Origin of the sequence: Pseudomonas sp. R1-7, from assembly GCF_051132105.1 — a bacterium.
GTDB lineage: Bacteria > Pseudomonadota > Gammaproteobacteria > Pseudomonadales > Pseudomonadaceae > Aquipseudomonas.
The window spans coordinates 1631374-1645029 of record NZ_CP071661.1; the positions used below are offsets into that span (position 1 = coordinate 1631374).

A 13656-nucleotide genomic window follows, 5' to 3' on the forward strand; every position below is an offset into this window, starting at 1 on the left:
TCCTTTTTCTGCCCGCCCGCCGTTATCCAGTCCCAACGGAGAGCTCCCCATGACCGATACGCCCGATCGCGACGAACGCCACCTGGCGCGCATGCTGCGCAAGAAAGCCGTGATTGACGAGCGTATCGCCAATTCACCGAACGAGTGCGGCCTGCTGCTGGTGCTGACCGGCAATGGCAAGGGCAAGAGCAGTTCGGCGTTCGGCATGTTGGCCCGGGCGATGGGCCATGGCATGCAATGTGGCGTGGTGCAATTCATCAAGGGCCGCAACAGCACCGGTGAAGAGCTGTTTTTCCGCCGCTTCCCGGAACAGGTGCGCTTTCACGTCATGGGGGAAGGCTTTACCTGGGAAACCCAGGACCGCCAGCGCGACATCGCCGCCGCCGAAGCTGCGTGGGCCGTGTCGCGCGAGTTGCTCAGCGATCCGTCGATCGGCCTGGTGGTGCTCGACGAACTGAACATTGCCCTCAAGCACGGCTACCTCGACCTCGATCAAGTCTTGAGCGATCTGCAAGGCCGTCCGCCCATGCAACATGTAGTCGTGACCGGGCGTGGCGCCAAGCCCGAGATGATCGAGCTGGCCGATACCGTGACCGAAATGGGCATGATCAAGCACGCGTTCCAGGCCGGTATCAAGGCGCAGAAAGGCGTCGAACTGTGAGCCATGCGTCGACTGCCAGCCGCCACTGTCCGGCGGTATTGATTGCCGCCCCGGCCTCGGGCCAGGGTAAGACCACCGTCACCGCGGCCCTCGCACGGTTGCACCGCAACCAGGGACGCAAGGTGCGCGTGTTCAAGTGTGGTCCCGATTTTCTCGACCCGATGATCCTTGAGCGAGCCAGCGGCGCGCCGGTCTATCAGTTGGACATGTGGATGGTCGGCGAACAGGAAAGTCGTCGGCTGTTGTGGGAAGCCGCTGCGGAAGCAGACCTGATTTTGATTGAAGGCGTGATGGGCCTGTTCGACGGCACGCCGTCCAGCGCCGACCTGGCCCGGCATTTCGGCGTGCCGGTGCTGGCGGTCATCGACGGCACGGCCATGGCCCAGACATTCGGCGCCCTGGCCCTGGGCTTGGCGCGGTATCAACCGGACTTGCCCTTCGCCGGGGTCTTGGCCAACCGGGTCGGCACCTTGCGCCATGCGCAGTTGCTCGAAGGCAGCCTGACCGAGGGCTTGCGCTGGTATGGCGCGCTCTCGCGGGAAACCGGTATCGAACTGCCGAGCCGCCATCTGGGCCTGGTGCAGGCCAGCGAACTGAATGACCTGGACGCTCGCCTCGATGCCGCCGCCGAGGCCCTGGCGGGCAGTTGTGAAGTGGCCTTGCCGCCTTCGGTGGAATTCGCGGCTCCGCAATTGACAGCCGTTGAACCGTGGCTCGACGGAGTACACATCGCCGTGGCCCGTGATGAGGCGTTCGCCTTCACCTACGGCGCGAGCCTCGATCTGCTTCGGGCCATGGGTGCGCAGTTGAGCTTTTTCTCGCCCATTCATGACAGCGAGCTGCCCCAGGCGGACAGCCTTTATCTTCCCGGCGGTTATCCCGAACTGCACCATGTCGCGCTCGCGCAGAACGCGCCCATGCTGGCGGCGATCCGTGCCCACCATGCAGCCGGCAAACCATTGCTCGCCGAATGCGGCGGCATGCTCTACCTGCTTGATTCGCTGACCGACGTCGACGGCACCCGCGCCGAACTGCTCGGTTTGTTGAGCGGTGATGCGCAAATGCAAAAACGCCTGGCGGCGCTCGCATTGCAATCGGTGGATTTGCCGGAAGGCAATCTGCGCGGGCATACCTACCATCACTCCCTGACCAGCACCTCCCTTGAGCCGATTGCCCGAGGCCATAGCCCCAATGGTGGGCGAGGGGCGGAGGCGGTTTTTCGCCAGGGACGGATGACGGCTTCCTATGTGCATTTTTATTTTCCGTCCAATCCGAGGGCGGTTGCCGCACTGTTTGCTCCGGACCCTGTTGCAGTCTTTGCGAGCAAGCCATGACTGACGCCTTCTCTGCGGCCGAACGCGAAGCCGTCTACCGCGCCATCGCCGAGCGCCGCGACATGCGCCATTTCAGCGGCGGCACCGTTGAGCCGGAGATGCTGGGCCGTTTGCTGGAAGCCGCGCACCAGGCCCCCAGTGTCGGGCTGATGCAACCGTGGCGATTCATCCGCATCAGTGATCGCGTCTTGCGCGGCGAAATCCAGCATTTGGTGGAAGAAGAGCGTATCCGCACTGCCGAAGCGCTGGGGGAGCGCAGCGATGAATTCATGAAGCTCAAGGTCGAAGGCATCCACGATTGCGCCGAGGTGCTGGTGGCAGCGCTGATGGACGATCGCGAGCGGCACATCTTTGGCCGCCGGACCTTGCCGGAAATGGATTTGGCCTCGCTGTCCTGCGCCATCCAGAATCTATGGCTGGCGGCCCGCGTCGAAGGGTTGGGGATGGGCTGGGTGTCATTGTTCGAGCCCCAGGCCCTGGCTGACCTGCTGGGCCTGCCCGCCGGGGCAAAACCGCTGGCGATCTTGTGCCTCGGGCCGGTCGAGGGCTTTTATCCGGCGCCGATGCTCGCCCTGGAAGGCTGGGCGCAACCGCGGCCGCTCAACGAACTGATCTACGAAAATCGCTGGGGAGTGCGCCCATGAGCGTAGCGTTGCTCAGTGCCGCCGCGGTGGCGCTGGATGCGCTGCTGGGTGAGCCCCGGCGCGGGCATCCATTGGTCGCGTTCGGTCGTTTTGCCAATCGTCTTGAACAACGTTTCAACTCCGGTGGACGGGGCTGGCGCAGTCACGGTGTCACGGCGTGGATCATCGCCGTGTTGCCCTTGACCTTGCTGGCCACGGCCTTGTCCTGGGCGCCATGGGTGGGCTGGCTGGTGGACATCCTCGCGTTGTACTGCGCCCTCGGCTTGCGCAGCCTCGGCGAGCATGTCGAACCGGTCGCACGCGCGCTGCGCAGTGGCGACCTGGATGAGGCGCGTCGACGGGTGAGCTATCTGGTCAGCCGCGAAACCACCGAGCTGGATGAAAACGCCGTGGCCCGCGCCGCCACCGAGTCGGTGCTGGAAAATGGCAGCGACGCAGTATTCGCCGCCCTGTTCTGGTTCGCGGTGGCCGGCGCGCCTGGGGTGGTGTTGTATCGGTTGAGCAATACCCTCGACGCGATGTGGGGTTATCGCAACGAGCGCTTCGAACGGTTTGGCTGGGCGGCGGCGAAGATCGATGACCTGCTCAACTATATTCCGGCGCGGCTGGTGGCGTTGACCTACGCGCTGCTTGGCAAGACCCGCCTGGCGCTCAAATGCTGGCGCACCCAGGGGCCGACCTGGGACAGCCCCAATGCCGGGCCGGTCATGGCCGCTGGCGCAGGGGCGCTGGGCGTGGAACTGGGTGGCGCGGCGGTCTATCACGGCGAGCTGCATCAACGTCCGCCCTTGGGCGAAGGCGTTCCGGCCAGTGCCGACTCGATTGATCGCGGCTGGCAATTGGTGCAGCGCGGCGTATGGTTATGGCTGCTGATTCTCTGCCTCGGAGCCGAGTTCTATGCTTGAGCATGGTGGACGACTGCGCAACGCTTCCCGGCAATACGGCATTGCCGAGGCCGATTGGCTCGACCTGTCCAGCGGCCTGGCGCCCTGGCCGTTCGATATTCCGCCAATTCCACCGCGGGCCTGGGCGCGCCTGCCCGAGGCCGATGATGGGTTGGAACAGGCCGCTTGCGATTATTACGAAGCGACGCACGTGTTGCCGGTGGCCGGTTCGCAGATGGCCATCCAGCTCTTGCCGCGCTTGCGCCGGGCCGGCAAGGTCGGTGTCTTGTCCCCTTGTTACGCCGAACACGCCGAAGCCTGGCGGCGCAGCGGTTACATCGTGCGCGAAGTGCTGGAGACGGAAGTGGATTTTTTCCTCGACAGCCTCGACGTGCTGGTGGTGGTCAATCCGAACAATCCCACGGGCCTGAGCCTGAGCCCCGAACGCTTGCTGGACTGGCACGCGCGGTTGGCCCAGCGCGGTGGCTGGCTGGTGGTGGACGAAGCGTTCATGGACATCACGCCGCACCTGAGTCTCAGCGCCCACGCCCATCAGGTCGGGCTGATCGTGTTGCGATCGTTTGGCAAGTTCTTTGGCCTGGCCGGGGTTCGCCTGGGATTTGTCCTGGCCGAGCGGCGCCTGCTCAAGCTGCTTGCCGAGCAAGTCGGGCCGTGGGCCGTGAGCGGGCCGACACGGGTCCTGGGCGAGGCGTGCCTCTTGGATACCGAGGCCCACGTTCGCCAACGACAGCGCTGCGAAGCAACCAGCGAACGCTTGGCTCTGATGCTCGAGCGCTTCGGCTTCAAGCCCCACGGCGGTTGTGCGTTGTTCCAGTGGCTGGTCACCGAGCACGCCCAGGCCCTGTACGAATTCATGGCCCATCGCGGCATTCTGCTGCGCTTGTTCACGCACAACAGTAGCCTGCGTTTCGGGTTGCCGGCCGATGACGCCGGTTTCCTGCGCCTCGAACAGGCTTTCGAGGCCTACACCAAGGACATCCGATGAAGACGTTGATGGTGCAGGGCACCACCTCCGATGCCGGCAAAAGTACCCTGGTTACCGCATTGTGCCGTTGGGTCACGCGCCAGGGCGTGAGCGTGGTACCGTTCAAGCCGCAAAACATGGCGCTCAACAGCGCGGTGACTGCCGACGGTGGCGAGATCGGCCGGGCCCAGGCGGTCCAGGCCCAGGCCTGCGGCCTCGAACCGCACACCGACATGAACCCGGTCCTGCTCAAGCCCAACAGCGACACGGGCGCGCAAGTCATCATTCATGGTCGTGCCGTCACCACCATGAACGCCGTCGCCTATCACGATTACAAAGCCATTGCGATGCAAGCGGTGCTGGCCTCCCATGCACGGTTGAGCGCGACGTATCCGGTCGTCATGGTCGAGGGGGCGGGGTCGCCGGCGGAGATCAACCTGCGGGCCGGCGACATCGCCAACATGGGTTTCGCCGAGGCGGTGGACTGCCCGGTGCTGTTGATCGCCGACATCAATCGAGGCGGTGTATTCGCCCATCTGGTCGGCACCCTGGAGTTGCTTTCGCCCAGTGAACAGGCACGGGTCAAGGGTTTCATCATCAACCGTTTTCGCGGCGATATCGCCTTGCTGCAACCGGGGTTGGATTGGTTGGAAGCGCGAACCGGCAAGCCGGTGGTTGGCGTGTTGCCCTACGTGATGGACCTGCACCTGGAGGCCGAGGATGGCCTCGACCGGCGCCAGGCCGACAAGGCCGAACAGGTGCTCAAGGTGGTGGTACCCGTGTTGCCACGCATCAGCAACCACACCGATTTCGACCCGCTGCGCCTGCATCCGCAGGTCGATCTGCAATTCATCGGCCCTGGCCAGCTCATCCCGCCAGCCGACCTGATCATCCTGCCCGGTTCCAAAAGTGTGCGTAGCGACTTGGCGTTTCTACGAGCCAATGGCTGGGAAACGGCGATCCACCGACACCTGCGCTACGGCGGCAAGTTGTTGGGCATCTGTGGCGGTTTGCAGATGCTCGGCCAGCGGGTCCACGATCCGCTGGGGCTGGAAGGCGCGGCGGGCTCCAGCGCCGGTTTGGCCCTGTTGGATTTCGAAACGACCCTGGAGCGCGAGAAGCAACTGCGCAATGTGCGTGGACGACTGGCCTTGGAAAATGCTGACGTCAGCGGCTACGAGATCCACGCGGGCGTGACTGTCGGTCCTGCCCTGGAAAACGCTGCGGCGCACCTGGACGATGGCCGTTGCGATGGCGCCCAGAGCCTCGATGGGCAGATTTTCGGCACTTATCTGCATGGGTTGTTCGAATCGCCCGCGGCCAGCAGTGCCTTGCTGCGCTGGGCCGGTCTGGAGGACGTGCAGGCGGTGGATTACCACGGCTTGCGTGAGCGCGATATCGAGCGGTTGGCGGACCTGGTGGAGCGGCATCTGGACACTGGATTGTTGCGTGAACTCTGTGGGATCTAGGGTCGCCAGGCTGGCCTCATCGTGAGCAAGCTCGCTCCCACAAGGGAATGCATTTCAAACTGTGCGAGCTTGCTCGCGATGACGACAGTCGCCCTGCGCCAAATGAAAGGTAATGCCTCATGCTGCAACTGATCCTCGGCGGCGCCCGCTCCGGCAAGAGTCGCCTGGCCGAAAAACTCGCGGCAGACACTCGTTTGCCGGTGACCTACATCGCCACCAGCCAACCCCTCGACGGCGAGATGAACCAGCGTGTCGCCCAGCATCGCGCCCGGCGTCCGGCCGAATGGGCGCTGGTGGAGGAACCCTTGGCGCTGGCGTGGGTGCTGCGGGAAAACGCCGCAAGCGATCGGTGCCTGCTGGTGGATTGCCTGACCCTCTGGCTTACCAACCTGCTGATGCTCGACGATCCCGAGCGGTTGATCGCCGAGCGTGAAGCGCTGTTGGACTGCATCAGCGCGCTCCCCGGTGAGGTCATATTCGTCAGCAACGAGACCGGCATGGGCGTCGTGCCGCTGGGCGAGTTGACGCGCCGTTATGTCGATGAAGCCGGTTGGCTGCATCAAGCCCTGGCCGAACGCTGCCAACGTGTCGTGTTGACCGTCGCCGGCTTGCCCCTGACTCTTAAAGGAACTGCGTTATGAATCACCGCTGGTGGCTGGAACCGTGCAAGCCCGTTGATACCCAAGCGCTGGAGCAGGCCACGGCCCGTCAGCAACAGCTGACCAAACCGGCCGGCTCCCTCGGGCGCCTGGAATCGGTGGCGGTGCAACTGGCGGGCCTGCAAGGGCAGCTCAAGCCGAGCCTGGACCGGCTCTGGATCACGATTTTCGCCGGCGACCACGGCGTGGTGTCCGAAGGTGTCTCGGCTTATCCCCAGGAAGTCACCGGGCAGATGCTGCACAACTTCGTCAACGGTGGCGCCGCCATCAGCGTGCTCGCCCGGCAACTGGGCGCTTCGCTGGAAGTGGTGGACCTGGGCACCGTGACGCCTTCGCTGGACTTGCCCGGCGTGCGTCATTTGAACCTTGGCCCTGGCACCGCGAATTTCGTCCAGGGGCCGGCGATGACCCAGTCCCAGGGCGAGCAGGCCTTGCAAGCCGGGCGCGACAGCGTAATGCGTGCCGTCGCCGGCGGGACGCAGTTGTTCATTGGCGGCGAGATGGGCATTGGCAACACCACTGCGGCCAGCGCCCTGGCTTGTGCATTGCTCGATTGCCCAGTGGCGCACCTGGTTGGGCCGGGCACAGGGTTGGATGCGGCGGGTGTCAACCGCAAGGGGCAGGTGATCGAGCGTGCCCTGGCGCTGCATGGCGGCGCGAATGGCGATCCGTTGCAGGTTTTGTTCAATCTCGGTGGCTTTGAAATCGCGGCATTGGCCGGCGCCTATCTGGCCTGTGCCCAGCAAGGCATCGCCGTGCTGGTGGATGGGTTCATCTGCAGCGTTGCGGCGTTGGTGGCGGTGCGGCTCAATCCTGGATGCCGGGCATGGTTGCTGTTCGGTCATCGCGGCGCCGAGCCGGGGCACAAGCACGTCTTGGAAACCCTCGGTGCCGAACCGCTGCTGGATCTGGGTTTGCGCCTGGGCGAGGGCAGTGGCGCGGCGCTGGCGGTGCCGCTGTTGCGCCTGGCCTGTGACCTTCATGGGCAGATGGCGACGTTTGCCGAAGCGGCCGTGGCGGATCGCCCGGCATGACCTTGCGCCTGGACCTGCTGCGTCACGGTGAAACCGAACTGGGCGGTGGATTGCGCGGCAGTCTCGACGACGCCTTGACGGCCAAAGGGTGGGAGCAAATGCATGCAGCGGTGGCGCAAGGCGGGCCCTGGGATCGCCTGGTGTGCTCGCCATTGCAGCGATGCGCCCGTTTCGCCGAACAACTCGGCGCCCGGCTGGAGCTGCCGGTGCATGTGGACAAAGACCTGCAAGAGTTGCATTTCGGCGCGTGGGAAGGCCGCAGCGCAGCAGCGCTGATGGAAACCGACGCCGACGCCCTCGGTCGCTTCTGGGCCGATCCCTATGCTTTTACGCCTCCCGACGGCGAGCCGGTGCTGGCGTTTTCGGCGCGGGTCCTGGCGGCAGTCGAGCGCTTACACCTGGCGTATGCCGGACAGCGCGTCTTGCTGGTCAGTCATGGCGGCGTGATGCGATTGCTGCTGGCCCAGGCCCGCGGAATGCCGCGCGAGCAATTGTTGAACGTCGAAGTCGGCCATGGTGCGCTGTTTTCCCTGGCGGTGTCCTCCGGTCCAGTGCTTGAAGAGGCGGGCTGAGCATGTTGCCCTTCTGGATCGCCCTGCAATTCCTCAGCAGCTTGCCGGTTCGCTTGCCAGGCATGCCAGAGCCCGGACAGCTCGGGCGTTCGCTGTTGTTCTATCCCATGGTGGGGCTGTTGTTCGGTGGTCTGCTGTGGCTGCTCGATGCGGTGTTGATCGGCGCACCGGCAATGCTCCATGCCGCGCTGCTGCTGACGGCGTGGGTGCTGCTCAGCGGCGGCTTGCACCTGGATGGCCTGGCCGACAGCGCCGATGCCTGGCTCGGCGGTTTCGGTGATCGCGAGCGTACGCTGCTGATCATGAAGGATCCGCGCAGCGGGCCGATCGCCGTGGTCACGTTGGTCCTGGTGTTGCTGCTCAAATGGACGGCGCTGGTGGCGCTGATCGAGCAGAGGCAGGCGCTTGCGTTACTGATTGTGCCAATGCTGGGGCGTGCTGCTTTGCTGGGCTTGTTCCTCACCACGCCGTATGTGCGTGCCGGAGGGCTGGGCCAGGCGCTGGCTGAGCACTTGCCGCGCCGCTCGGGTTGGCAGGTGCTGTCGGCCAGCGCGCTGGGGTGCGTGTTGGTGATGGGTTGGGCAGGGCTGTGGACGCTGGTGGTCGCCGCGGCCGTATTCATCGGCTTGAGGCAGATAATGTTGCGCAGGCTGCAGGGATTCACCGGCGACACCGCGGGTGCCTTGCTGGAGCTGCTGGAAGCGGCCGTTCTGGTGGCATTGGTCTTAAGCTGAACTTGCACATTGCCAGCGGGCGAGCGCTGATTTAAATTTGCATTCAACTAGTCGCGGGTATATACACGCATCATGCTTCCTTCCCAATGTCTGTGCATCAACCTGCGTCGCGCCGCGCGTGGCGTCAGCAGGTATTACGACGGCGCTCTCGATGGCTTCGGGATCAACGTTGCCCAGTATTCTTTGCTCAATAACCTGGCGCGCCTGGACCAGCCGAGCATTTCCTCCCTGGCCGAGGCCATGGGCCTGGACCGCAGCACCCTCGGGCGCAACCTGCGGGTGCTGGAAGGCGAGGGGTTGGTGAAGCTGGCTGAGGGCGACGATTTGCGCAACCGCATCGTCGTGCTCACTGACGCGGGGAAGGCCCGGTTGGCGGCGGCGTTGCCGGCCTGGGAGGTGGCGCAACAGAAATTGATCGATAAGCTCGGTGCCGAAAAGCGCGCGACCTTGCTGGCCTTGCTGGATGAACTGGCGTGACGCCGGTTAATCCGATGATAAGTGGGTATATACCCGCGACCGGAGAATAAGAATGACATCGATGTGGCGTACCTGTGGTTGGGTCCTGGTGGGCAGTGCGCTGATCCTGGCGTTGTCATTGGGCGTGCGGCATGGCTTCGGGCTGTTCCTGGCGCCGATGAGCGCGGAATTTGGCTGGGGCCGCGAAGTGTTTGCCTTTGCCATTGCCTTGCAGAATTTGATCTGGGGCTTGGCGCAGCCTTTCACCGGTGCCCTGGCGGATCGCTTCGGCGCGGCAAAAGTAGTACTGATCGGTGGCGTTCTGTATGCGCTCGGCCTGGTGTTCATGGGCATGGCCGACTCGCCCTGGTCGCTGTCGTTGAGTGCCGGCCTGTTGATCGGTATCGGCCTGTCCGGTACTTCGTTCTCAGTGATCCTTGGCGTGGTTGGACGGGCCGTGCCGCCAGAGAAACGCAGCATGGGCATGGGCATCGCCAGTGCGGCCGGCTCCTTCGGCCAGTTTGCCATGCTGCCGGGCACGTTGGGCTTGATCGGTTGGCTGGGCTGGTCCGCGGCGCTGTTGGCGCTGGGCCTGTTGGTGGCGTTGATCGTGCCGCTGGTGAGCATGCTCAAGGACGCGCCGGCGCCGCTGGCCGGGCATGAGCAAACCCTCTCCGAAGCGTTGCGCGAAGCGTGCAGTCATTCAGGGTTCTGGCTGCTGGCCGTTGGCTTTTTTGTGTGTGGTTTCCAAGTGGTATTCATCGGCGTACATCTGCCGGCCTACCTGGTGGACCAGCACCTGCCGGCCAGTGTCGGCACCACCGTGCTGGCCCTGGTCGGGCTGTTCAATATCTTCGGCACCTACACCGCGGGTTGGCTGGGCGGGCGAATGTCCAAGCCGCGCCTGTTGACCGGGCTTTACCTGGCGCGGGCGGTGGTCATCGGGCTGTTCCTGTGGTTGCCGGTGACAACCACCACGGCATATCTGTTCGGCATGGCGATGGGCTTCCTCTGGCTGTCGACGGTGCCGCTGACGAACGGGACGGTCGCCACGTTGTTCGGCGTACGAAACCTCTCGATGCTGGGTGGGATCGTGTTCCTGTTTCACCAGTTGGGATCGTTTCTCGGCGGTTGGCTGGGCGGCGTCGTGTACGACCGCACCGGCAGCTACGACTTGATCTGGCAGGTGTCGATCCTGCTCAGTCTGCTGGCTGCGGCATTGAACTGGCCTGTACGTGAGCGTCCGGTGGCGCGCCTGCAAGCCCAGGCTGGTGCGGCATGAGCCGCGTCGGCCCATGGTTGATCGCACTCGGCGCCGCGGCGCTGCTGGCAATTGCCTGGTGGGGCTGGCACCAGGGCGGGTTGGCCTTGATGCAGCTGGGCATGGGCAATTGTTGACGTGTGGACGGCACCGGGCGCGCGGAGTAACGTCGTGGTCTGACAGGCCTACAAGGAAAATCCGACATGATGCGTTGGTTTGCTGTTCCCACCCTGTTGCTGGCTGTGACCGGGCACGTATGGGCAGCCGGGTGCCCGCCGCTACTGGAGGGGTCGCTGCCCAAGTTGCGGGCCAAGGAAACCGTTGACTTGTGCCAGCGCTTCGCCGGCAAGCCTTTGGTGGTGGTCAACACGGCCAGCTTTTGTGGGTTCGCTCCGCAGTTCAAAGGGCTCGAGGCGCTTAACCAGCGCTACAAAGGTGAAGGGCTGGAAGTGCTGGGCGTGCCGTCCAATGATTTCAAGCAAGAATCGAAGGACGGGGCGGAGACGGCCAAGGTCTGCTACGTCAATTATGGCGTGACCTTCACCATGACCGAGCCGCAGCCGGTACGGGGTGCGGACGCCATTCCCTTGTTCAGGCATCTGGCCGAACAGTCTGGCGCACCGAAGTGGAATTTCTACAAATACGTCGTTGATCGCCAGGGCAAGGTGGTCGGCAGTTTTTCCAGTCGGATCAAGCCCGACGATCCTGATTTCATCAAGGCCGTCGAGACGGCTATTGCTTCCAAACCCTGATCATCAGCCATCAAAAAGCCCCGCCTCCTTGCAGAGAGCGGGGCTTTTTTCGCCTCAGGTGGCGAGCAGCTGTGTTGGTTAGAGCCAACCTCGCCTTACATCATCAGAAGCGGTAGGTTGCGCCGACGCCAAAACCGTTGGCGCTGTTTTCGTATTCAGCGTTGTAGGCCTGGCCCAGGTTGTTGCTGCCACTGACGTTGACTTTTTCTTCCTTGAGGTAGGAATAGGCCACGTCGATGGTCAGGTCGTCGGTTGGGCTCCAGCCGGCACCCAGGCTGAAGATAGTCCGGTCGCCGGTAGGAATGCGTGGCGAACGGTCGGCGTTGTTGGCGGGCGACTGGTCGAACGTCAGGCCGGTGCGCAATACCCACTGCTTGTTCAACTGGTAGGACGTACCGATGGCGTATGCCCAGGTGTCGTGCCAGTTCTGCTCTTCGGTGATGGTGGTGAATGCACCTGGAGCCAACAATCCATCGCTTGCGGGTGTGACACCCTCGTTGTCCACGGTGATATCTTTCAGGCGGCTCCAGCGCGTCCAGGTACTGCCGGCATAGACAGTCCAGGCATCATTGATCTGTTGGGTGACCGAGAAGTCCACGGATTCCGGCGTGGTGATATCCAGCGAAGCGTCGTAGCGTGCGCCGCGCAGGAATGCGCCAGGAACACCCGCGCCCGGCGTCACCTCGGTATGGCCTTCAAGCTTGTACTTCACCTTGGAGTGGTAAGTCAGGCCGACGCGAGTGGTGTCGGTCGCCTGGACCAGCAGGCCGATGTTGTAGCCATAGCCGATGTCGTCACCCTTGATCTTCACGTTGCCGTCAGTGCCCGGCAATGGAGCGGGCAATGTCAGCGCCGATTCCAGCGAACCAGAAATCCGGTTGATGGTCGGACCGAAGCCGATCGACACCTTGTCGTTGAAGGCATAGCTGATGGTGGGCTGGAAGGTCACGACCTTCACTTCGCTCTTGCTACCGAAGTTGCGGCCCTGGAAGCTGTTTTCGTAGTCGGTGATCAGGCCAAACGGGGCGTAGACGCCCAAGCCGAATGCCCATTGATCATCGATAGGCTTGACGTAGTAGCCCATCGGAACGCCGGTGAACGGGACCATGTCGCCATCGTTGGTGCCGGAGCGGGTGCCGCTGGCATCGTTGATATCGGTGGACGCGTCGATGACGGCGAAGCCACCGGTCACTTGCTCGCGCTTGAGGCGCGACATGCCGGCAGGGTTGCCAAACACAGTGCTTGCATCATCGGCAGAAGAAGAACGACCTGCGAAGCCAGTACCCATGCCACTGATGCTTTGTTCGTTCAAGGCAAAACCACTGGCAAAAATCTGTGTGGATGCCAAGGTCACGGCAAGGCCAAGGGTGGTTTTGAGCATCATTTTTTTCATTGTTAGAACTCCAGGTGATCACCGTCGCGAAAATTACCAACATTTTTGCCCAAGCGCTATAGCTTGTATGGCTTGATTTAGAGGGGTTTTGTAGGACAATCCGACCAAAATCGTAGCATTTGTAGGAAGTTTCTTTTTTTGCACTCAGCAAGCGACCTGATTCAACGGTGAAACACAGGTTCGCCATGCGTAGGTGAAATCCCGCAGGCGGCCGGGGGGATGGAAGACTTGGCGCCAGACCCGGGCCATGCCTAGCAAATCGTCCGCATCGGGAAGCGGAGTGGCATGTTCCTCTACCATCAGCCAGGCGATGGCCGTGGCGTAGCGCAAGTTGACGGTCAATTCCAAATGAGGGCCGCTTAAAAAAGCATGCTGGCTCGCCAGGCCGCGCACCAGGCTGGCTCGTTCCGGGTCCAGTGCCAAATAGTTGTCCCAAAGGGCTTGATGGCGAGGTTCGGTAATGCGGTACAAGCCGTGTCCGCGGCGATCATGCAAGGCGGCGCCCAGGCCTGACTGGCTAGCGGCGATTCCGAGTAACAACGCTTCCGCCGTGGGGCTGTGGCTCCCCAGGTATAGGAGCGTCGGGCGGATCACATATCGACACAGTTCGCTGGCAGCGATACCCATAAAACCCTCGAAACGAGTGGTGGGCGAAGCCTGATGATGTGGGCTTGGCAGCAATGAATCGGATCAGGCTTCGCCGAAGCGGATCATGCCGCTCGAGTTGAAGTGTAGTGTCATATCTGCGCTGTAAAGGCCTGTTTTTAAACCATGTTCGTCGAACGGTTATGACCGTTATAGCGGTTCGTGCTTACGCC

General features: G+C 63.1%; 15 protein-coding genes. 13 read left to right on the forward strand and 2 right to left on the reverse strand.

What is annotated here, in order from left to right:
• Positions 1–49: 49 nt before the first annotated feature.
• The 13 genes from cobO to J3P79_RS07295 all read left to right on the forward strand — a co-directional run bounded on the left by cobO (position 50) and on the right by J3P79_RS07295 (position 11445).
• Positions 50–661: a cob(I)yrinic acid a,c-diamide adenosyltransferase gene (gene cobO, locus J3P79_RS07235; RefSeq protein WP_434609298.1), complete on the forward strand. Its 612-nt coding sequence runs from the start codon at positions 50–52 to the stop codon at positions 659–661.
• Positions 658–1995, forward strand: a complete 1338-nt coding sequence (locus J3P79_RS07240) for a cobyrinate a,c-diamide synthase (protein ID WP_434609301.1) — start codon at positions 658–660, stop codon at positions 1993–1995. The genes cobO and J3P79_RS07240 overlap by 4 nt, the downstream gene beginning before the upstream one ends.
• Complete coding sequence (gene bluB, locus J3P79_RS07245; RefSeq protein WP_434609304.1) at positions 1992–2639, forward strand: 5,6-dimethylbenzimidazole synthase; 648 nt, start codon at positions 1992–1994, stop codon at positions 2637–2639. The genes J3P79_RS07240 and bluB overlap by 4 nt, the downstream gene beginning before the upstream one ends.
• A complete protein-coding gene (gene cbiB, locus J3P79_RS07250; protein WP_434609306.1) occupies positions 2636–3544 on the forward strand; it encodes an adenosylcobinamide-phosphate synthase CbiB in 909 nt (302 codons plus the stop codon). Before bluB ends, cbiB begins: the two co-directional genes overlap by 4 nt.
• Positions 3537–4529 (forward strand): threonine-phosphate decarboxylase CobD, encoded by a 993-nt coding sequence (gene cobD / locus J3P79_RS07255; protein WP_434609308.1) that lies wholly within the window; start codon positions 3537–3539, stop codon positions 4527–4529. Before cbiB ends, cobD begins: the two co-directional genes overlap by 8 nt.
• Positions 4526–5977, forward strand: coding sequence for a cobyric acid synthase (locus J3P79_RS07260; RefSeq protein WP_434609310.1), 1452 nt, complete (start codon positions 4526–4528; stop codon positions 5975–5977). The genes cobD and J3P79_RS07260 overlap by 4 nt, the downstream gene beginning before the upstream one ends.
• A 119-nt stretch (positions 5978–6096) precedes the next feature.
• On the forward strand, positions 6097–6618 hold the full coding sequence (gene cobU, locus J3P79_RS07265; RefSeq protein ID WP_434609313.1) for a bifunctional adenosylcobinamide kinase/adenosylcobinamide-phosphate guanylyltransferase: 522 nt from the start codon (positions 6097–6099) through the stop codon (positions 6616–6618).
• Positions 6615–7670: a nicotinate-nucleotide--dimethylbenzimidazole phosphoribosyltransferase gene (cobT, locus tag J3P79_RS07270; protein ID WP_434609316.1), complete on the forward strand. Its 1056-nt coding sequence runs from the start codon at positions 6615–6617 to the stop codon at positions 7668–7670. Before cobU ends, cobT begins: the two co-directional genes overlap by 4 nt.
• Entirely contained in the window at positions 7667–8242 is a 576-nt protein-coding gene (gene cobC / locus J3P79_RS07275) for an alpha-ribazole phosphatase family protein (protein WP_434609318.1), read from the forward strand. Before cobT ends, cobC begins: the two co-directional genes overlap by 4 nt.
• Positions 8243–8244: 2 nt before the next feature.
• Positions 8245–8976 (forward strand): adenosylcobinamide-GDP ribazoletransferase, encoded by a 732-nt coding sequence (locus J3P79_RS07280; RefSeq protein ID WP_434609321.1) that lies wholly within the window; start codon positions 8245–8247, stop codon positions 8974–8976.
• A gap of 72 nt (positions 8977–9048) precedes the next feature.
• Complete coding sequence (locus J3P79_RS07285; RefSeq protein ID WP_434609324.1) at positions 9049–9453, forward strand: MarR family winged helix-turn-helix transcriptional regulator; 405 nt, start codon at positions 9049–9051, stop codon at positions 9451–9453.
• A 52-nt stretch (positions 9454–9505) separates the two neighbouring features.
• Positions 9506–10714 carry an MFS transporter gene (locus J3P79_RS07290; protein ID WP_039591929.1) on the forward strand — a complete coding sequence of 403 codons (1209 nt, stop codon included), beginning with the start codon at positions 9506–9508 and terminating at the stop codon, positions 10712–10714.
• Between the two features lie 182 nt (positions 10715–10896).
• Positions 10897–11445: a glutathione peroxidase gene (locus J3P79_RS07295; protein ID WP_434609326.1), complete on the forward strand. Its 549-nt coding sequence runs from the start codon at positions 10897–10899 to the stop codon at positions 11443–11445.
• A 103-nt stretch (positions 11446–11548) separates the two neighbouring features.
• Here J3P79_RS07295 and J3P79_RS07300 read toward each other — a convergent pair whose 3' ends face one another.
• Together J3P79_RS07300 and J3P79_RS07305 are read right to left on the reverse strand one after the other, a co-directional pair.
• A complete protein-coding gene (locus J3P79_RS07300) occupies positions 11549–12838 on the reverse strand; it encodes an OmpP1/FadL family transporter (protein WP_434609328.1) in 1290 nt (429 codons plus the stop codon).
• Positions 12839–12982: 144 nt separating this feature from the next.
• Complete coding sequence (locus J3P79_RS07305) at positions 12983–13465, reverse strand: hypothetical protein (RefSeq protein WP_434609330.1); 483 nt, start codon at positions 13463–13465, stop codon at positions 12983–12985.
• Between the last annotated feature and the right edge of the window lie 191 nt (positions 13466–13656).